Raw genomic sequence first — 19,071 nt, 5'->3', positions numbered from 1 at the left:
AGCAACGGATATCATCCTCTTGTCTGTTATGATGGGCGAACGGGAGATCTGATTAAAATCCAGCTGCGTGATGGAACTCAATATTCCTGCACCGGAGTTGTTGATTTCCTTTATGGACTTTAGGTGCCTGACACAATAAAAAGAGTAGCAATATTATTAATATGAGATAAAGAATAAATAAAGTGTGTTTTACTGTGTCAGGCACCTCTGCCGGGCACAATGCTGCTAAATGCGACATAGCTGCATAAATACTGAAAATCCAACGAATCAATATCTTTTAAAAATGATATTTTCATCAAGGGGTTAGTGCGCCCTTTTTTAGCCAGAAAAATAAATCAATTTTTTTCATTTCACTATTGACATTTATTAGCCGGACTTTTGTTAGAACTCTTTATGAGAATACAAAATAATATTTCTTACTTCTACAAATATATTGCAATAGGAATGATCAATAGTGCAGGACCTTGCACGGTTGTTTCCAATTCTCCCAGATTCATATCTTGATTACTATCCGCATTAAATCCTGATAACATTTCTCCAAGTAAACTTTCTTTAAAAATACTTAAACTTGTATTTCTAAGCAAATCAATTTTTTCATTTTGTTCGCATACCTTAGCAATCTTTCCTAATACCTTGAATTTTCCATCTACTATTTCCCCACTATTTCCATTAAAAAAATAATCCATATATACCGGTAATACAGCTTTGAAACCGTTTTCACCTTCTGTATCACAAATCATATCCACCATTCCGTTTGCCTTAAGACTTTTAGAAAATGCTTCCATTTGCAGGATTGTTTTTTTATCTTCCAAATTCTTTTGCTTTGCTTTTTTACCAGTGCCATCGTTTTGCATAACTGATGCAAGTTCCAATACTCTTGTCATATTTTCCATCATCGTTATTAACGGATTAATTTTTAATATTCCAGATATTTCAACAAACTCTCCCGGTTGAATATTATCTATGTTTTTATCAATGCGTTTTACCAGTTTTTCTTTAAATAATTGTGATTTGAGATTATTAAATAATGATGATGGAGTATGTATTTTTTCTTGTTCTTGCTCCTTATTTTGCTCTTTACTGTATCCCACATCAGCTTTACCTTTTAGCTTTACTCCAAGCAAGGTAAATATATTCTTATTTCCCAAATCGGCTTCTATAGTTCCGTCAATATTCCCTCCAGTAGTAGCGGCAGTTTTTAACTTTGTCACCTGAGTAAATCCATCATTTATTGATGCTAATAAATCAAATACAATTTTTTGATTTAAATATAAAGGAATTTCTAAACTATGTTTATTCATCTTTTTCCTCCAATAAATCTCCATTTTCACTTATCTCAAAACACGCTCCTAAATTCGTATGCCTTTCCAGCGAATGAAGTTCCTCTGTAATATATTCCCAGGTTTCTTTATAATCCGGTCCGACTGCAAAATCTGACTCTTTTATGTACTTCAGAAATCTCGGTATGTCATTTCGATACTTTTTCGTGGTAGACTTTAGGTGCCTGACACAATAAAAACGAATCTTTTCAAATATAAAGCTATTGATACTGATTATATCATACATAGAGAGATTTGCAAAAAGATATGCATATTGGATAATAATCTAAACCATAAGGTGTCAGGTGCAAATAAACTAACGTCTCCTATGATCTGCTAAAAATCAAACTCATCTGGATCCAGTCCTGCGTCTTCCAGCACTTCCCTTCTTTCTTCCGGATCCATAAACTCTAACTCATCGTAATCAATCCCTGCCTCAGCAAAGATATCTTGCTCGTCATCATCATCGAACGAATCTGATTCTCCGCTCTTTAGCATTTCATCCATAAACTGAAACTGAGCAGCTCTCTCGAATGCATCCAAACGTCCATCCCGGTTAAAATCAAACATCTTATCAAATCCAAACATAATTTATCCTCCCAAATCTCTTTATGAAAATGGCAATTCATCATCGATGCCATCTGGAATGTTCATGAATCCATTTGCATCCGAAGGTGCTGATGATGCTCTGCAAATTCTGCGTTACGCCCGAAGGCAACACAGCCGATGAAGTCTGCACTCTGCTCACCGTCTCTTTTGAATCTGCGATCAACTGCGATAGTATATCTTGCAACTGCAGTAGAATTCTCTCCGGCTCCATACCTTACTTCCGGATCTCTGGTCAATCGTCCCATGAGAATTACTTTATTCATCGACTGCTTCCTCAATCTTCTTATGTTTGTTATCAATCAGACTCTTCTTACTGATACTGCAGATCGTTCCATGTGGTGTTACCAGGACAACCTTGGCCTTTGCAGTGTCACCGATCTTGTCATAGATGCGTCCGGCACTCATGCTCTCACCGATAACGGTGTGTGCGCTATTTGCCACATGTCCGATCTCGCCGAGTCCTTCCATCTTTACAACAATGGCCTCTTTATCGAAATTGTTATCCGGTTCCTTCTTAAGTTTCAGTTTCATTCCCGGCTTCAGGAATTCATTGCCGTGATAATATTTGGTTCCTGTCAATGTGAAATAAATTTTACTCATTGCCCTTCCTCCTTAGTCTTCCATGAATTCATAATATTCTTTATCGCTAGCAAATAAAATGTACTTGCCATCTACGTATCCCATGTATCCGTTGCTTGTAACATATCCCTTCATTTGCCGTCCTCCTTGATTCCTTTTCTGATGCTACCAGTTTACAACAAATAGCTGTGCAAAAATCCCGACAGCCAAATGCTCTCCGGGCGGGTTTTGTGCCCAAATCTCCCCTATCCGAACATTTTTTCAGAGCAGGCTCAAAAATGCATCTAAACTTCTCCGGACATTTTTGTATTTAAAAGTCGGGATGTCTTCATGCGGCGACAGCCGTGACCGAGATGAAGCACAGCGTAATCGAGGTTGAAAGCTCTATCCTCAGAATGGAGATTTACATAGCTAACAGAACCAGAGATATCCCAATTCAGTTTTTTGTAACCGCTGAAGAGAAAAAGATGATTCGTAAGAAAATTCTCCTGTCCAAAACAGCAAATATGGGAGCCTATCTTCGCAAGATGACTATTGATGGAATCATCGTAAACACAGATACGGCTTACCTTGAGAAACAGTTTTATGAGATGCACAAGATCGGTGTGAACGTGAACCAGCTGGCAAAACTTGCAAATTCCACTGGTGCTGTTACCCCGGAAGAAATGAAAAAATTCAGCAAACTCAAAAGGAACTTCAGAATCAAAAGATTATTAAGAAACACTGTGAAGTTTATCGTGCATGTCGTGATATGGTTCGTACCGAGAAAGATGCTCCGGACAAAGCACTCTATCGCAAGAAGCATCAGGCAGAGTATCAGCTACATGATGTCACTTTAAAAGAACTGACTGCGCTTGGCATTCACAAACTTCCGTCTGCCGACAAGCTATAGCGACAACAGATGAAACTGGAGGAAGAGCCATCACAAAGAACACAGGAGGATGTATTATCATGATCACTATTGGAACACGAATCAAATATCTCGGACAGATGATTGGCTTCCCTGCAGCCAGCGCCGATGTCAGGATCTTTCAATACGAGAACGATTCCTTCATTCTCTGCATCCTGCTTCCCTGAGCTTGCAGCCGGAGCACTGTTTCCGCACGCAGTCATAGCAAAGAGAAGTACAAAGCAAAGGAGAACTGCCCATAACTCTTTCATCCGGAGTCGTCTCCCTTACAGCATCTTGATCAGGGCATCGATATCTTTATCTGTCGCACGATTCAGAAGCTTTCCTTCTACGATTTCTGCTCCAGGAGCGGATGGTTTCAGCTCTGCTACTGTGTTTCCAAAACCACTTCCACCAGATGTTGCAAAGAGTACAATCTTCTTATCAGAGAAGTCATAGCTTTCAAGGAAGGTATTGATGATGGTTGGAGCCACATACCACCAGATTGGGAATCCGATCAGTACAGTGTCATACTGAGTCAGCACTAAACCATCTTTTACGATTTCTGGTCGGAAGGACTTGTCGCCCATCTCTACACTACTTCTTGATTTTTTGTCCATCCAATTAAGATCAGCCTTGGTATATGGAACTGCAGGCTTGATCTCATAGATATCTGCTTTTGCAGCTGCGGCCAGTTTTTCCGCACTCTTCTTTGTTACGCCACTGGCACTGAAATATGCTACTAATGTTTTTGCCATAATTGTCACCTATTCCTTTATGAATTTCTTGTCCGAATCCGATATGCCATCCTCTGATACATAACGCTCAACCTTCATATGAAGATTATACTTTTCTCGTAATTTTCTGATAGCATCCACCGTTCCGCTTTCTGTCATTTCCCTTGCAAATTGTTTTGCTGCGGACCCAGTCCCTTTATATTCAAGTACGCCTCGGCGTACTTGCTGCGAGGTGCGCGTCATGCTTTGCATGACACAATACATCTGCGCATCTCTGCAATCCCGCCTCTATCATTAATCGAGATTGCCATATTGCTCATCATCTACCACTTCCAGCCACTCATTGGAGCCATCCTTGCCAGGCACTTCAATTGCCAGATGGCTGAACCAGGAATCCGGTGCAGCTCCATGCCAGTGCTTTACGCCTACCGGAATATTGATGCAGTCTCCCGGCTTCATTTCTACTGCATCCTTGTCCCATTCCTGATAGTAACCACGGCCTGCCACACAGACAAGGATCTGTCCGCCGCCTTCTGTTGCATGATGAATGTGCCAGTTATTTCTGCACCCCGGCTCAAAAGTTACATTAAAGATTCCAACCTGACTTGTTGATATAGGTGCAAGAAAGCTTTTACCAGTAAAATATTGTGTAAATCCATCATTTGGTGCTCCGATCGGGAATACCATTTCCTTTGCATGTGCTCTCATAGCTTCGTCTTCGTAAGGAAGATCACCTTCGCCATTCTCCCAAACTTCTTTTGCCAGGTTGAATACGGCCCAGCCCTTTGGCCATCCTGCATAGAATGCCACATGCGTGATCACTGCTGCGATTTCCTTCTGGGTCACACCATGGGCTTTCGCATTCTGCAGATGATATTTCAGAGAAGAATCCGTAATGCCTGAGGACATCAATGCAACTACAGTGATAATGCTTCTTGTCTTTACATCGATATCCTGATTATTCCAGTTCTCTCCAAAGAGAACATCGTCATTATAATGAGCAAACTCCGGCGCGAATTCACCGAGAGCAGCTCTGCCTGCTGTCTGTACTATCTTCTTCATAATATCTATCCCCTATTTTTCTCATTTTTACAGAGCCTTTCCTAGCTCATAGGCCCTCTTCATGATCTCTTCATGATTCGAAGCGTCATTCGCATCACCGATGCCGCCACCCGTTACGAGACCCTTGAGCTTGGCCTTTTCAAAGCAGTCCACCCAGCCTTGAAGACCGTTGTAGGCTTTTTCAAATGCGCTTTCCTCTTCCTCTGCGGCCGTTGCGATCATATAGATATCGCGGAAAGCATAATCCATCGGATACATCGGGTTCATTCTGTCCAGAAGCGTCTTCATCTGTCCGCTCATCTCATAATAGTAGATTGGAGTTGCATAGACGATAACCTCGGCAGCCAGAACCTTTTCCATGATCTCTGCCACATCATCTGTAAGTACGCAGCTGCCTTTTGTCTGACAGGTCAAACATCCGATACAAAACCTAATGTCCTTTCCCTTCAGGGAAATGTATTCTACCTCGTGTCCGGCCTCTTTTGCTCCCTTTTCACATTCCTTTGCAAGAATGTCGGAATTACTGCCGCCACGAAGGCTTGTCGAAATAATAAGTACTTTCTTTGCCATCTTAACCTACCCCGTTTCCCTTTAAGAACTGCTGCATCTTGTCAAATGGAATGACTTTCAGGTTGTCATACAGATCTGTATGCACTGCCCCCGGGATGGTGAGAAGTTCTTTGTTCTCTGTATATTTGCTGTCCTTGATCATTGCTTCATAAGCATCCTTGCCAAAGTAATAGCTGTGCGCCTTATCGCCGTGCATAATCAATACGGCACTTCTGATCTCATTGCTGTATGTAAGAATAGGCTGATTCATAAAGGACTGGCAGCCAAGACTATTCCAGCCTTCATTAGAGTTAAGGCTTCTCGCATGGTAGCATCTTCCCTTGTAGTATTCGCTGTAATCCTTTACATAGAATGGAGCATCTTCCGGTACCGGAAGTGGAAGACATCCGCCGGCTCTTGAGTATTCACCCTTTTTGTATTCCTCTGTTCTGAGGGCATTCATAGCCTGCTTCTTTGCAAATCGTACCTCCTCGCTGGCTTCTGAATCGAAATATCCGTTGGCATTGACTCTTGTCATGTCGTACATGGTAGAAACAACAGTAGCTTTGATTCTGGTGTCAAGAGCTGCTGTATTAAGAGCCATGCCGCCCCATCCACAGATACCAATGATACCGATTTGATCTGCATCAACATTTTCCTGACTAGATAAGAAATCTACTGCAGCCATGAAATCCTCGGTGTTGATATCAGGAGATGCCATATATCTTGGCTGGCCGCCGCTCTCACCTGTAAAGGAAGGATCAAATGCTATTGTCAGGTATCCTCTCTCAGCCATAGTCTGGGCATAGAGTCCTGAACACTGCTCCTTTACGGCGCCAAAAGGTCCGGAAACTGCGATTGCTGGAAGCTCGCCTTCTGCATTCTTTGGTGTATACATATCAGCTGCCAGGGTAATTCCGTAACGGTTAATGAATGTCACCTTCTTGTGATCTACCTTGTCGCTTTTTGGAAATGTCTTATCCCATTCAGCAACCAACTTAAGTTCTTCTGTCTTCATCATTATTTTTATCCTCCTTGCGGTCATTTTTCTTCAAGAACGCCTCGGCGTTCTTGCTGCGAGATGCGCGTCATGCATTAGCATGACAAATTTCAAATGCGCATCTCTGCAATCCGCCGGAGGCTCAACATTTCAGAAGGGGATTGTCACCCGCTACTGAAATTGGTTAATTACCCACCGCTTAGCGCTCTGCGCGCTTGAAGCGGGGGACTCCTTCTGAAATGTTGAATATTACTGGAATATATCTTATAATGATCTTATCATACAACCTAAACCTAACTTTAGGTCAAGAACTTTTTTTGAAGGAAGGTGCATCATGTACACGATTGGTCAGGTTTCGGAGATGTACAATCTCCCTATTTCGACTTTAAGATATTATGACAAGGAAGGATTCTTCCCTAATCTGATGAGAAAGGGCAATATCCGTTACTTCAGCGACGATGAACTGGAGGCTATCCGCGTGATTGAGTGCCTCAAACGCTCCGGTCTTGAGATCAAGGATATCAAGCAGTTCTTCCGGTGGGTTATGGAAGGCCCTTCCAGCTATGGGAAGAGAAAAGAGATGTTCGAGACCAGAAAAGCTGCCGTGGAAGACGAGATCAAAGCCCTGGAGAGAACCCTTGCTCTGCTGAAATTTAAATGCTGGTACTACGAGACTGCGATAAAAGACGGCAATGAAGATGGCATCAATGCCATGCTGCCGGACAAACTCCCGGAAGAGATTCAGGAGCTTTACGATATTTCACATGAATAACCAGCAACGAAAAAAGCCCACTGAAAGACCTGCTGTATAAACAGTCCTCCAGTGGGCAAAATTGTCACTTTACATCTCAGGCGGCGTCTCCGACTCCTCTTCCTCCGAATCAAGCTGATGCTCCTTTTTCATCTGGAAAAACTCCTTATTCGTACAGATTTCAAGCTGTTCCATCAGATTTTCAAGAAGTTCCAACATCTCCGGATCTTCACCTGTGCTTCCCAGTTCCTCCATGGATCTGTGCATTTCGCGGATGACTTTTGTCTTGCCACCCTCATAACAGTTCAAAATCATTTTCTGTTCTTCTGTAAGTCTCATCATGCTAACTCAACTCCTCTCTGCAGACTATCTTTTCCCGGCTTTTTGGCAATTTCTTTTTTCTTCTCCTGTAATCTGGCATGAATTGATTTCACTCACAATCTTTCGAAGATACAAAGTGAAGTACAGAGCATATCCTTTCAAAACTTCTTCGTGAAGAGAGGCAACAAAAAAACCATCCAGCTCTCCTCCGGATCTGCTATCTCCAAAACATTGCTGCACATAAAGGTGGATGTGCAGATAATTCTTCTTACTGGCCAGTTCTTCGATATATAAAGAAACAGCCATTAGCTTTGATAGATCCAGGTTGTTATCTAGGATAGACCCGGCAAACACTGTCGCTTCCATCAATGCTGAGACCTGAATCTCAACATCATTGACTCGTTCCTGTTCATTCATGAATCCCTTGCTGATCAAGAGCTCTTTGTCTACCTGATTCATCGGTGATCCCTCCTATCGAAATGGCAACTCATCATCCATGCCGTCCGGAATATTCATAAAACCTTCGCCATCCGGTGCAGGATCTGGACCATTGTCTTTTCCATCGGCAAACTCCAGTCGATTTGCAGTCACTTCTGCAGTTCTCATGGTCTTGCCGGTTTCTTCATCTTTATAACTGCCGGTCATCAGCTCACCGGTTACCGCAACTCTCTTTCCTTTTCTGAAATACTTATTTGCGAATTCGGTCTGACCTCCAAATGCTGTTACCTTGATGTAGTTCACTTCCTTGCCATAATTTCTAGGCACTGCCAGATAAAAAGAAACGATATGGTGTGTTCCCTTCTCATTCTGGACTTCACTGTAGCTGGGATCTCTTGTAAGTCTTCCCACAAGTGTAATCACATTCATTGTAGCTCCTCCTTCCTTAAATCATTTCTACATCAGCCGGATCTACCGGATTAGATGTCATCTGTTTATAACAAAATCCAATGCAAGGAGCATGGCTGTTATAGGCACATCTGTAACAAGGATCCTTTTTCTTTTGATCATGAAGAAGCTCGTCCGCAAACATCTTATGAATCACATCTCTACGATGTTTTGCTGCGTGATATTTCTCCTCCGCCTTCTTAAATTCCGCTTCAATGATCGGTACCATACTCTTAAGAACCGGAGAGAAAATTTCATTCTCATCATCCCAGGCACAATGCCGCTGCATGCAACGGGCCTTCTTGTCGATTCTTCCTGCATAGTACGGACACTCCGCACAAAAATGCTCCCTGAACGTAACCTCATCAATCACCGGCAACTGTCCTTTGATATCCTTATTAATATCTCTTGCTTTCAAACAAGGTCTCATATGTGTAATCCCCTTTCTGATTGCCACTTTATTTTTCCTGGCAACACAAGAATGTGGCAGAAAAGTTACTACTTACAGTCAAATACAATGAGCAGACAGATGCGTTATGCTTGCACATAAGCAAATGACTGCTTGTTGTATACTCCTCTGCCACACGACTTCTATTGTCAGTTACCCCGGAATGCACCGGGGCAAATTGTAATTTCGTACAGTGCTCGTTTGTCTTGTTTACGCGTGTATCCCATCTCAGGGAACACCCAGTCCGTTAGCGCCATCGCAGGCAGCCTCAGCCATATCATGTATGGTCTCCAGAATCCTCACTTCTCCTGGCCGACATCATTCGGGAGTCTCATTATTAGTTCGCCGCTTTGCTCAGAAAGCCATCGCCGTAGCAATGCTTAAATGCAAACCTCTGTTTCTGTTCATCCTCGGACCGATTGTCCTTAGACTTATCCGGAATCCTATCTGGCAGGACTCCGGCGGACTGGCAAGCTCATTCAGTTGTCAAAGTGCTGAGCGGCTATCCGATTCGAAATATTGATCTGTAGCCTTCTCAGCTTCTAAATACAAAAAAGTTGGAAAAAGTTTAGGCAGATTTGAAAATAATCTTTGAAATTTTGATTTTTATGTGAAATGGCCAGGAATGTGGCCGAAAGAAGGGTAAAAAAAATAGCCCTACCGGGGGTTCAAGCCGGTAGAGCCATACTACGTTTTCAATTATTCAATTTTAATCTGTCAAAAAATATCTTTCATTTTCAAGATATCTTTCAAGGAAGTCATTCAGATCATCGGCAATCATCTCATCATAATAATAGATTTTGCCTTTATTTAACTTAGTTATTCCCATCGACAAATATAAAGACTCATGAACTTCAAAGAATATTAATTTATCCCTTATGTAGTTATTAAACACTTCTACTTCTTCTGAATCCTGAAATTGCCCTATTCCTAAATAAAATTCTTCTACACTATTGGGGCCCATAATTCTGTTGATATTGTAATTTCTAGTTTCCAGAAATCCATAACCAACACTTAAATAGAATTGTGTTAATACCTTAGGAATTATTATTCCCATGTTAGATTCGGCCTTTTGTATTGCTTCAGGTTTCACAGGATAAAACTTATGTCTCGGGTTGTTTTTTATAATTTCAAACATTTCAATCACCTACCCTAAAAGATTTTATTAGCCAAACTGTTAATAGCATGAATACCTGCCTGATGTTCTGACGGGAATGCTGCAGGATGTAAATTCCACCATGCATTCGGTCCACCAAAACTTGATTCTATTAAATGATGAGCATCAAATCGTTGACCAGCTGTTCGTATTACTTCACCTGCATCATTTAAAATATCCTTTGCATATACAGGCCATTTGTCCCCAGTATTCTTTTCCCACTCATCAATTAGTTTATCTTTTGCATTATCAAACAGTTTTCTATGTAACTTCACTTTATCAGGATCTAACTTTACAAAGTCCTGTTCTTTTAATGCTTTTTGAAGTTTTTCCATTTGAGCAGGTTTTATTTCTCTTTTAGTAATTGATTCCACTTCATGAAGATATTCTGGAACCAGCTCCTTGCTCATCTTCTCGCCAACTTCTTTGGTAACCTTTTTAGTTCCTTCTTCCGTAACTTCTTTAGCGAGTTTTTTTGTACCATCTTCAGCAACTTCTTTAACTACTTTTTTGGCTCCACCTTCAGCTGTTTCTTTTACAACCTTTTTGGTACCTGCTTCTGCAGCTTCCTTTGCAAGTTTCTCTGCGCCTTCCCCAGCCACTTCTTTTACAACTTTCTTGGCACCTGCTTCTGCAACTTCTTTTGCTGCAACTTTGGCACCAGTTTTTGCAACTGTACTTCCACCTTTAACAGCAGCATATCCTGCACCAGCAGTAAATGCTCCAATCGCAATTGCTCCAATATCAATTCCCGCTGCAATGGCAAAGCTCGTCCAGTCACCGTCTACGATTGCATTATATTCTGTAACACCAGGCGCCATTTCAGCCACGAATTTTGCTACATCTCCATATTTTCCACAATCAGGCAACACCTTCGATACATATGCTTCGTGAAACGCACTAGTCTTTTCATGAGTAACCTCTGCTACTTCTTTTGTTCCATCTACTATGGAATCAAATGTTTTTCCTAAATTAAAATCCATAGCTAAACCTCCATCGTCAAGATATGACAAATTTCCTCTACTTGCTCATATGTAAGGTTGATTGTTTTCAGCATTACTTCTCTTCTCAATAAGTCAGGATTTCCAGCTTTAATAGCATTCTCTATAGTTTTTTGTGAAATGCCCAAGATATCAAACAATAATTGTTTTAACAATGCAAGTGAATTTTCATTCCATATCATATGTCCATTATGATTTCTATACGTGCATGCCATGACTGATAATAACTTTCTGTTTGATCTGGATACTTCCAAGCTATTAATTGATCGCGCTAATTCCGAGAATTCAATCATATCTCCCGGCAACCATGGCTCCATAATTGCCAGAATGATGTTCGTCCTTGATTCTCTAATACTCTTAATCATAATCGGAGCATCATTAACATATGCTTTTTCTGTGACATTAGCCTTATCTATCATTGTCAATACTGGATTAACCCAGTTATTCTGATATACGACTGCAACTCCGCTTGGCAGTTTTGCGATTTCATTTACCTGATTTGGTGTTAACCCCATAGAACGACCTACTGCTTCACGGTCGTTTGCTTCTGGTGTTCGAAGCACGATCTTTGTATTGGTATTTTTAATTGCAGCAATATCTACAGATGACGGTGACTGATCTACGATAATAAATCCTTCTCCATAAGTTCTGATTTCTGCAATGGTCTGAGTAAGCATTTCAACTGATTTTCCAACAAGCTCTGATTCTCCGCCACTTGCAGTATTCTTTAACAGATTATGAGCTTCTTCCAGTACAGTCACATGCTTAAGACCGCTGTTGTTAGATGTCTTTTGATCCACTCTGTATTCATTAAGGATATAAACCATAAGACCCATGATCAACGCTTTTGTCTCACCGGACTTCACGCGGCTAATATCTAAGATACAATTCTGATCAAACAGATATTCGTATGGCGTCTGCTGTGTTGTAAAGATAAACTTATTCAGTCCTACAGTGAGAGATTTCACTCTTGTAACCAATGCACCAGTATAATTTCCTTTTACCTCTGCAGAATATTCTGTATCATCAATCAGGCGTTCCAACTGCTCTGCCAGAATTTCAAAATCCGGATATTCCACTTCATCACCTTCAAAAGTTGATGAACCAAGATCCCATCCTACTATTTCATAAGATTTCAAGATTGCATCTTTCAAGAATGCCGGCATTGCATCATACATTGGCCAACAAACACTGAAGATTTCTACAAGTCCATCAGCATGCTCCAGAACGTGGATGGAATCCGGAAATTTAAATGGGTTCAGATTAATTAATTCAGCCACCTTAGGGTTTGTTGAATAAACTCTTACGTCGTCCCAGTTTCCAAAAACATCTTTATATTCACCTTTAGCAGGCTCAACTACCAAGAAAGGTATTCTGTCCTGATGCATCTCGCTAAGCATCTGATATACTGTATTACTCTTACCTGAACCAGTCGATCCGGTAATAAACGTGTGCATATTCAGACTCTTATTATCAAGTTCAACTACTTTGTTTGTAATCTGTCCCAGATCAAACACCTTACCAAGTGTCATACGATCTTCAGGACGCAATGACACATTCTGAGGAAACAGTTGATAAGTAGTTACTTCTTTTCCAAATTCTGCATGTTCAATCACTGGTAATCCTGGCACAGAGGATCTCGGAAGACCCAGATGAAGACCAAGTTCTTTTCCACTTACCGCTGTTGCTGCAGATACAGTTGCATCATTATAATATACAAATTGTGGATGTGCATATCTTGAGAGATATGTTGTAAGGGTATTGAAATCCTCTAACAAATATACGTCATTATTGATTCTCCAAGAATTCACAGCAGATACTTCATGGCCTGTATTTTCACCATTCATAAGTGAGCGATAGTTACTTGCTGCAATCTCAGCTGTTGACATATCATCAGATACGAAATAGCCTGCAACATTCCACATTCCATAACTGTCATACTCATTTGTTTTCTTCAATAACTGATCTAATAAAGCCATCATATCTGTAACAGCCTTATTCTCGTATGATGAGGATGTTGTTGTTGAACTTCCCGTAGTTATTTGTTCATTCGGTGCCAATGAATTGATCAATCCATTAAACTGACCACCTATTTGTCCACCGATCATACCTCCTACCGGTCCACCAACAACTGAGCCGCCTATTACTCCAGCCATAGATAATGCAGCACTCACGCCCATTGCAGCTTTCTTTTTTGTATCTACTTCAAATAATGACTTCGCTCTTGAGGTGGATGTAGAAATATTGTCTGAAATCTGAACCTTTTGATATGGAGAAAGCTTACTATATAGGTCTTGATAAAATGCCCTTAATCCCTGAATATTCTGAGGCATTTGATTATCTGCAATAATCAATCCTGTATATGCTCGACCACTCATGGCCAAAGACAGCTTTTCAAGTCCCTGAACGAACTGCTCATTGGCCATATTCTTATCTGATTTAATATTTCCGACAACACTAACAGCGGCTACGTTTTTTGCGCTGGAAATTTTCTTAGACAGTTCCGCGATTTTCTTTCTGTCCTCGTTTTCAATCTTAACACCAGGAAAATGACCAATTAATGTCTGTTTTAATGTATCGCCTAATGTTACGGTTGATCTTTTTTTTGCTGATTCATCAGGCTCATTATTTCGAACACCTAAATAGTAATTTGCAGTCTTTCCATCAGAATCAATAAGAATAAATACAGATGCGTTATATGTTGCCAACGTATTAAATACGGTTGTGAACTTATCCGTTACTGATTCACCTTTCTGGTAAACCATTTCCTTCACATGATACAGTCTAATATTACTAATTAAATCATCCTCTAAAGGCTGAAGATTCTTAATCGGTGCTATCTGCATTTCTGATAAACGAGCAAGATATTTTTTTCTAATACCATCATCAATTACACTTAATCTGGTAGACAATGGCATGTCTTTCAAATCTATTTCATTTATAGGCATACTAATTATTCCAGTCTCCATAACTAATCCCTCTCTATCGTCTGCAGCTGTTCTCTAAATTGAGATAACCAGTCATTATCTTCCTGAAGTTTTCTTTCCTCATCAGATAATTGAGCCGATACTATTTCCTTATCTTTTGTCTTCTCGTCAATCAACTGCGATAAATGCTGGTGATAGGACTCAGCCATAAAATCATAATACTCTGACAGATTCTGAATACACTGATTAATGTGTTGATCTAATACAGGCTTAATAATATTTTGAACGGTACTTCTCCACTGTTCTAAATAACAAGTAGCAACCATAACAGGTTCACTCGTATCATTCGGTTTTTTAAAGAAACCAAAGAAATCATTTTTTGATTCTTCATATGTTATTAAGTCCAGTAATTTCGCATTGATTTCAGGGATGGTCATTGCCGGAAGTTTCGGAAGAATATTATTAGTTGGAGAATATTCCTTATCTATTCCCGGAGTTGCATATACTTCAGAAAATTCTCTGTCAATCTTTTCTGCTGTTTCCTTATACGTTGTCTCAACCGATGAAAGGAAACGGTCGATTCCATTCTGAACTAAGTAGATATAATCATGAGCGGCTGTTTCAATTTCACTATCTCCAGTGATTTTTGTTTTTCTGTTTTTCCACTTTGAAATCTGTTCAATAAGTATCTGCGTAATTTCCATAAAGGAATATGGAACTTCAAAATTATCTCGCTGCACAAAGTATTCATCGGCTTCCTTGAGAGAATTCAAAGAAGATTCCAATGCATCGATTTCTTTATGGATTTCAGCGTTAGTAATTTCACTCTCTTTGTTTTCAATTGCTAAAACATCTGATATTTTTTCAATTTCATCTCTAAATATTTGAATAGCACTTCTGATAAATTCCGTAATAGGGTAGTTTCTAATAAACATCATTACTGAATCATCTTTATAGTTATTAATCACCTGCGGTTTTTCTACTCCCAAATCACAGATAACTCTTGTAACCTGAGCCCGATCCATCATCGGACTAATCATAAAGAATAGTTGTTCTTTTCTAACATCCTTCCTCTTCAGAATAATGTCTAAATCTCTGCGAAATTCCGGTTTGGTTTCTTCATCGATATAAAATACAATTGGCGTACTTGTTAAATCTGTATTTTTAAGTTCTATTGCATTTTCTACTCTCTCAAAAGACATTAGTAATCCAGTATCTGATGGAACAGAACCTCTAATCATGACATATGGATATGATCCTTCAAAAATTTCTGATGTTTTTTGCCAAAAATCTTCAAAATCAAACTTGCGGTTCGGCGTATTCTTTAACCATGAAACTAATGCATCAACTTCTTTACTCTTAGTATCAGCATCTTCAATCTCATTCTTATGAGATATCCTAACATTTTCTTCACTAATCCCTCTTGCCGCAAAGGCCCTCTTGACATCTTCATAGTCTGGCTTAGTACCAATAAAATATAAGTTGAAATCATAGCCATTCATCTCGTTGTAAAAGATTTCCGGCACAAGATGAACCCAATCTTTTAAAGGTAACTTTTCATATTTTTCAATTTGACTATTAATTTTGGGATCCTGTCCATTAAACTTTACCGCTGTACTAAGTAAATACGGATTATGATTCAGTTCTGCGCTAATCATCGAAATCCCTCCCCATACTCTTTATTTAATAATGTGAAAAAAATCTCTCACATATTCTTATTACTCAATATATAGAGAAAACCGACTGCCAATCATGACTGCCAGCTTATCTAAAAGACAACTTTATTATATCACCACAGTCCTACACTGTATAGAAATAAAGAATATTAACGTCTATACTTCTATGTTTATGCTTCATTTTGAACTCATCTTTTTCTTTCTCCAATCCATCACTTAACAAAAATATTCTATATGTTCCTGAATAACACCTGTTTCCTGATATTCTCTAAAGAATTTATAAAGCATCTTGCATGCCATCAGATCAATGCCATCTGGACTCTTCATCCAGGTTCCACTTGCATTTTTAATAGTGATTTGTCCGGCTCCCAACATGTCTGAAAAAGAATAATCTCTTGGCACTCTCTTCTCAATCAGTTTCTTCCTTCCACTAGGCATCCTTTTCATTTTCCGATGAATTTCTGGTTCAACCAACGCAGCTCTATCGATGAATATTTCGCCATCTTCCATTTTTTGCATTTCTCGCCAGTCATCATTATTTACGTTATAACAACAATAACTGTAAATGAGCATGGTATCATCCGCAGCTATAAGGTTCATATATCCACCGATTCCTCTGCTCATATTAATTATCCTTCCAATCTGTTTTTAATCTATCTGATTTTGTTTTGATACTATCATTCTACTACAAATGGAAGTACAAAAATCCTCACAACCAAAAACGGCAGTCTCTCTATTATCTTGAGAAAAACTGCCGTTCTTTCGATCTTCTTGTTTCAATTTTTTACGGTTATAGCCTTTACCATTTGGCATCGTGCGCGTCATAGGATTAAGTTCTCCCCAAGTATTTCGCTTCTTTGCATAGTACTCTTTCTGGGCTTTCTTCGATTTCTTGTTGAGTGGAATAAATCTGTCCATGCCGTTTACCTCCAAAATGATTTGTAGCGGGAAGAAAGACTAACCTTTTTCTTCTGTTTATTTAAGTTTCTTCAAATACTGTACCGGTACTGACTTTGTGAGCCATACTCCATTTACATCACTCCCTAGTACCATTAATGAAGTTCTTTCAGTTCCTCCATTGTATATCCCATCGGATTAACGCATTCTATTCCCTCAATATTTTCTCCATTGTCTTGCCTCTGGCAAGTTCATCCACCAGCTTATCGAGATACCGAATATCACGCATCAGCGGATTCTCAACATTTTCGACTCGAACGCCACATACAACGTCGGTAATCTTCTCCCGGTTCGGATTCATTGCCGGAGCCTGTCGGAAGAAATCGCCATAGGAAATCTCACTATCCATGAGCTCATCAATCTGCTGCGCGGTGTACCCGGTAAGCCAGGAGGTGGCTTCTTCAACTTCTGCTCTGGTACGTCCTTTACGCTCCGCTTTTGCTATCAGAAGGCCATATACCTTGGAAAAGGACATGGCAAATACCTTTTCATTCTCCATGATTCTTTTTCTCCATTACTTGTGTTTTTTGTTTTTCTTCGGTCGGTTATCCATGTACTCATGAGCCAGGATATCCTTCAGAACCAGCATGGCATCTTGTTCTGAATAATTGTAATCTTCCTGCAGTTCCGTGAACATGCGACGGATCTCAGCAGCATACTTCGGAATATCCACTTCTTTCTGATAAGTGGCAAGCACAGGATACTTTGTACTCCAGGCCTTGGTCCAGTCCACCTTTTCCTGTTCTTCTTCGGTTGTATTTCGTATGATCTCTTCTATCTGCTTCATGATATTCCTCCTCATTCATGGTTTCCGGTTTCGTAGCACCACAAGACAATTCTTTTTATCAACTCTGCATCGACCTTGCCGTACGGAATACGAATCGTTCCTTTATCCGTCTTATACCCTTTCAATGCTTCAGCAAATTCTTCGACTGCTGCAGGGCCCGGATACAATCCGATGTGTTTCTTCGAAGCAACAAAATGAACAATGTTATGACCTTTCCAGTAGGTCGGCATACTCCATGAAATGCGTTCTTCCGCTTCCGGTAATGCACTGCGAAGAATTTGACGGATATAGCTCAGATCTTCCTGTTTGTCCTCATCCTGGCTCAGGATATATTCATCAATTGTCTTTGGCTTTTCACCGCAGTAATGACTTTGGTCTTTTTTCTTAAACTCTCTGCCACATTTGGGACATTGCCACATTGGGCTTTTCTCACTGTCTCTTTCATGAAGAACCACTTCAACCATATCACCAAAGCTCTTACCAATCTGCTTGCGTATCTGTTTTGTAACGCCGATGATGTAACACGGAGTTCCCATTTTTACCACTTGCCCACGATACGGAATACCGTCAAATGTAGCATTTACCAACAAACGTCCTTTTCCAAAAAGCTCTTTGATATCGTAAGGAACCTCTACATAGGCGGCATCCATATTCTCATTTTGAAGAATTTTTGAACAAAATTTTAATTCCATATTTTTTGCCTCTCATTCTGTGATTATTATTCTCCGCAAATTCCGATCTCTCGAGTTCTAAAAACCAGAAGTTTTCTATTTCCTACAACTTCTTCTCCATCAGCCAGAATCGCCCTTTTCGCCAATTTGCATATCCACACCTTTTGTATCCGCTTTTTTTATACAGGCTGATTGCATACGGATTCTCCGAAAACACATCCAGACGCACAGATTCAAACCCTATATTCTGAAGTTGATTTTCTATATGATTTAATACGATTTTTCCTATTCCTCTGTTCTGAACTTCCGGTGAAACACACAGGCAATGTATGATGCAGGCCGTTTCCCCATTACACTCCCACTCTGCATTTAAATACTCCGGATCATATTCTGTGCTTATCGTATAAATTGCAATCAGTCGACTCTCCTCCGTTACTGTGTATAGAGTACCGTTGGCAATATCATTGGCAAAATCCTCCCTTGTCGGATACACCTTATCCCATTGGTGAATTCCCTGTTCTTCCATCGTTTCGATTGCCGCCGCTACCAAGCTGCATATATTCTATAAATCATTCATTGTTCCCAGTCTAAATTCCATAGGTTTTATTCTCCGATTTTGTTATATAAATCCATTATTGCAAATTCCGGCTCATCTGACCACGCATTCCGCTAAGAGCTGATCAGTCTTTCCGGATGTAACTGAACGCGTTTCCGCTTCAGCTGATCAATAAGTTTTCAACGTGTTAT

General features: G+C 40.1%; 25 protein-coding genes and 2 pseudogenes. 3 read left to right on the top strand and 24 right to left on the bottom strand.

The features are described from left to right. Positions 1 to 111 (top strand): annotated as a pseudogene (locus ACTNB3_RS16525) (transposase); the annotation flags it as partial. A gap of 311 nt (positions 112 to 422) precedes the next feature. Here ACTNB3_RS16525 and ACTNB3_RS16520 read toward each other — a convergent pair. The 4 genes and pseudogenes from ACTNB3_RS16520 to ACTNB3_RS16505 form a co-directional block, all read right to left on the bottom strand. Then, entirely contained in the window at positions 423 to 1,301 is an 879-nt protein-coding gene (locus tag ACTNB3_RS16520) for a DUF6414 family protein (RefSeq protein ID WP_441026967.1), read from the bottom strand. A 354-nt stretch (positions 1,302 to 1,655) separates the two neighbouring features. Continuing rightward, the gene (locus tag ACTNB3_RS16515; RefSeq protein WP_441026965.1) at positions 1,656 to 1,907 is read right to left on the bottom strand and encodes a hypothetical protein; all 252 of its coding nucleotides are present in this window, start codon (positions 1,905 to 1,907) and stop codon (positions 1,656 to 1,658) included. 92 nt (positions 1,908 to 1,999) lie between these two features. Continuing rightward, positions 2,000 to 2,191, bottom strand: a pseudogene (locus tag ACTNB3_RS16510) (single-stranded DNA-binding protein); the annotation flags it as partial. Next, positions 2,184 to 2,528 carry an HIRAN domain-containing protein gene (locus ACTNB3_RS16505; RefSeq protein WP_441026963.1) on the bottom strand — a complete coding sequence of 115 codons (345 nt, stop codon included), beginning with the start codon at positions 2,526 to 2,528 and terminating at the stop codon, positions 2,184 to 2,186. The pseudogene ACTNB3_RS16510 and the gene ACTNB3_RS16505, both read right to left, overlap by 8 nt. 332 nt (positions 2,529 to 2,860) lie before the next feature. Between ACTNB3_RS16505 and ACTNB3_RS16500 the strand changes: the two genes are divergently transcribed. After that, positions 2,861 to 3,346 (top strand): plasmid mobilization protein, encoded by a 486-nt coding sequence (locus tag ACTNB3_RS16500; protein ID WP_441026969.1) that lies wholly within the window; start codon positions 2,861 to 2,863, stop codon positions 3,344 to 3,346. A 22-nt stretch (positions 3,347 to 3,368) separates the two neighbouring features. Here ACTNB3_RS16500 and ACTNB3_RS16495 read toward each other — a convergent pair whose 3' ends face one another. The 6 genes from ACTNB3_RS16495 to ACTNB3_RS16470 are packed head-to-tail and all read right to left on the bottom strand — an operon-like array spanning position 3,369 to position 6,765. After that, on the bottom strand, positions 3,369 to 3,668 hold the full coding sequence (locus tag ACTNB3_RS16495) for a hypothetical protein (RefSeq protein WP_441026961.1): 300 nt from the start codon (positions 3,666 to 3,668) through the stop codon (positions 3,369 to 3,371). Between the two features lie 15 nt (positions 3,669 to 3,683). After that, positions 3,684 to 4,154 (bottom strand): flavodoxin, encoded by a 471-nt coding sequence (locus ACTNB3_RS16490; RefSeq protein ID WP_441026959.1) that lies wholly within the window; start codon positions 4,152 to 4,154, stop codon positions 3,684 to 3,686. Between the two features lie 9 nt (positions 4,155 to 4,163). After that, complete coding sequence (locus tag ACTNB3_RS16485) at positions 4,164 to 4,397, bottom strand: hypothetical protein (RefSeq protein ID WP_441026957.1); 234 nt, start codon at positions 4,395 to 4,397, stop codon at positions 4,164 to 4,166. A 30-nt stretch (positions 4,398 to 4,427) separates the two neighbouring features. Further along, on the bottom strand, positions 4,428 to 5,195 hold the full coding sequence (locus ACTNB3_RS16480; RefSeq protein ID WP_441026955.1) for a carboxymuconolactone decarboxylase family protein: 768 nt from the start codon (positions 5,193 to 5,195) through the stop codon (positions 4,428 to 4,430). Positions 5,196 to 5,222: 27 nt separating this feature from the next. Continuing rightward, positions 5,223 to 5,765, bottom strand: coding sequence for a flavodoxin family protein (locus tag ACTNB3_RS16475; protein ID WP_441026953.1), 543 nt, complete (start codon positions 5,763 to 5,765; stop codon positions 5,223 to 5,225). Between the two features lies 1 nt (position 5,766). Beyond that, positions 5,767 to 6,765 (bottom strand): alpha/beta hydrolase, encoded by a 999-nt coding sequence (locus ACTNB3_RS16470; RefSeq protein ID WP_441026951.1) that lies wholly within the window; start codon positions 6,763 to 6,765, stop codon positions 5,767 to 5,769. 313 nt (positions 6,766 to 7,078) lie between these two features. Here ACTNB3_RS16470 and ACTNB3_RS16465 point away from each other — a divergent pair, with 313 nt between their 5' ends. After that, positions 7,079 to 7,516, top strand: a complete 438-nt coding sequence (locus ACTNB3_RS16465; protein WP_441026949.1) for a MerR family transcriptional regulator — start codon at positions 7,079 to 7,081, stop codon at positions 7,514 to 7,516. Between the two features lie 69 nt (positions 7,517 to 7,585). Here the strand turns inward: ACTNB3_RS16465 and ACTNB3_RS16460 are convergent, their stop codons facing one another. The 14 genes from ACTNB3_RS16460 to ACTNB3_RS16395 all read right to left on the bottom strand — a co-directional run bounded on the left by ACTNB3_RS16460 (position 7,586) and on the right by ACTNB3_RS16395 (position 18,874). Further along, entirely contained in the window at positions 7,586 to 7,837 is a 252-nt protein-coding gene (locus tag ACTNB3_RS16460) for a hypothetical protein (RefSeq protein WP_441026947.1), read from the bottom strand. Positions 7,838 to 7,861: 24 nt separating this feature from the next. After that, a complete protein-coding gene (locus ACTNB3_RS16455) occupies positions 7,862 to 8,275 on the bottom strand; it encodes a hypothetical protein (protein ID WP_441026945.1) in 414 nt (137 codons plus the stop codon). Between the two features lie 12 nt (positions 8,276 to 8,287). Beyond that, positions 8,288 to 8,683 (bottom strand): single-stranded DNA-binding protein, encoded by a 396-nt coding sequence (locus ACTNB3_RS16450; protein ID WP_441026943.1) that lies wholly within the window; start codon positions 8,681 to 8,683, stop codon positions 8,288 to 8,290. A 16-nt stretch (positions 8,684 to 8,699) separates the two neighbouring features. Then, a complete protein-coding gene (locus ACTNB3_RS16445) occupies positions 8,700 to 9,158 on the bottom strand; it encodes a hypothetical protein (protein ID WP_441026941.1) in 459 nt (152 codons plus the stop codon). Positions 9,159 to 9,858: 700 nt separating this feature from the next. Beyond that, the gene (locus ACTNB3_RS16440) at positions 9,859 to 10,287 is read right to left on the bottom strand and encodes an SMI1/KNR4 family protein (RefSeq protein WP_441026939.1); all 429 of its coding nucleotides are present in this window, start codon (positions 10,285 to 10,287) and stop codon (positions 9,859 to 9,861) included. A gap of 14 nt (positions 10,288 to 10,301) precedes the next feature. Beyond that, the gene (locus ACTNB3_RS16435) at positions 10,302 to 11,288 is read right to left on the bottom strand and encodes a hypothetical protein (RefSeq protein WP_441026937.1); all 987 of its coding nucleotides are present in this window, start codon (positions 11,286 to 11,288) and stop codon (positions 10,302 to 10,304) included. 2 nt (positions 11,289 to 11,290) lie between these two features. Next, a complete protein-coding gene (locus tag ACTNB3_RS16430) occupies positions 11,291 to 14,275 on the bottom strand; it encodes an ATP-binding protein (protein ID WP_441026935.1) in 2,985 nt (994 codons plus the stop codon). Between the two features lie 2 nt (positions 14,276 to 14,277). Beyond that, on the bottom strand, positions 14,278 to 15,891 hold the full coding sequence (locus tag ACTNB3_RS16425) for a hypothetical protein (protein WP_441026933.1): 1,614 nt from the start codon (positions 15,889 to 15,891) through the stop codon (positions 14,278 to 14,280). Positions 15,892 to 16,125: 234 nt separating this feature from the next. Then, positions 16,126 to 16,533, bottom strand: a complete 408-nt coding sequence (locus ACTNB3_RS16420) for a hypothetical protein (RefSeq protein WP_320856188.1) — start codon at positions 16,531 to 16,533, stop codon at positions 16,126 to 16,128. Between the two features lie 24 nt (positions 16,534 to 16,557). Next, positions 16,558 to 16,827, bottom strand: coding sequence for a hypothetical protein (locus tag ACTNB3_RS16415; RefSeq protein ID WP_320856189.1), 270 nt, complete (start codon positions 16,825 to 16,827; stop codon positions 16,558 to 16,560). Positions 16,828 to 17,014: 187 nt separating this feature from the next. Beyond that, a complete protein-coding gene (locus ACTNB3_RS16410) occupies positions 17,015 to 17,365 on the bottom strand; it encodes a DUF2200 domain-containing protein (RefSeq protein WP_441026931.1) in 351 nt (116 codons plus the stop codon). A gap of 15 nt (positions 17,366 to 17,380) precedes the next feature. Continuing rightward, positions 17,381 to 17,653: a hypothetical protein gene (locus ACTNB3_RS16405; RefSeq protein ID WP_320856187.1), complete on the bottom strand. Its 273-nt coding sequence runs from the start codon at positions 17,651 to 17,653 to the stop codon at positions 17,381 to 17,383. Positions 17,654 to 17,664: 11 nt separating this feature from the next. Continuing rightward, entirely contained in the window at positions 17,665 to 18,345 is a 681-nt protein-coding gene (locus tag ACTNB3_RS16400) for a DUF1905 domain-containing protein (RefSeq protein ID WP_441026929.1), read from the bottom strand. An 82-nt stretch (positions 18,346 to 18,427) separates the two neighbouring features. After that, positions 18,428 to 18,874 carry a GNAT family N-acetyltransferase gene (locus ACTNB3_RS16395; protein WP_441026927.1) on the bottom strand — a complete coding sequence of 149 codons (447 nt, stop codon included), beginning with the start codon at positions 18,872 to 18,874 and terminating at the stop codon, positions 18,428 to 18,430. Between the last annotated feature and the right edge of the window lie 197 nt (positions 18,875 to 19,071).

The organism is Bariatricus sp. HCP28S3_D3, from assembly GCF_052065755.1.
Taxonomy (GTDB): domain Bacteria; phylum Bacillota; class Clostridia; order Lachnospirales; family Lachnospiraceae; genus Allocoprococcus.
This window is presented reverse-complemented; position numbering and strand designations above follow the sequence as displayed.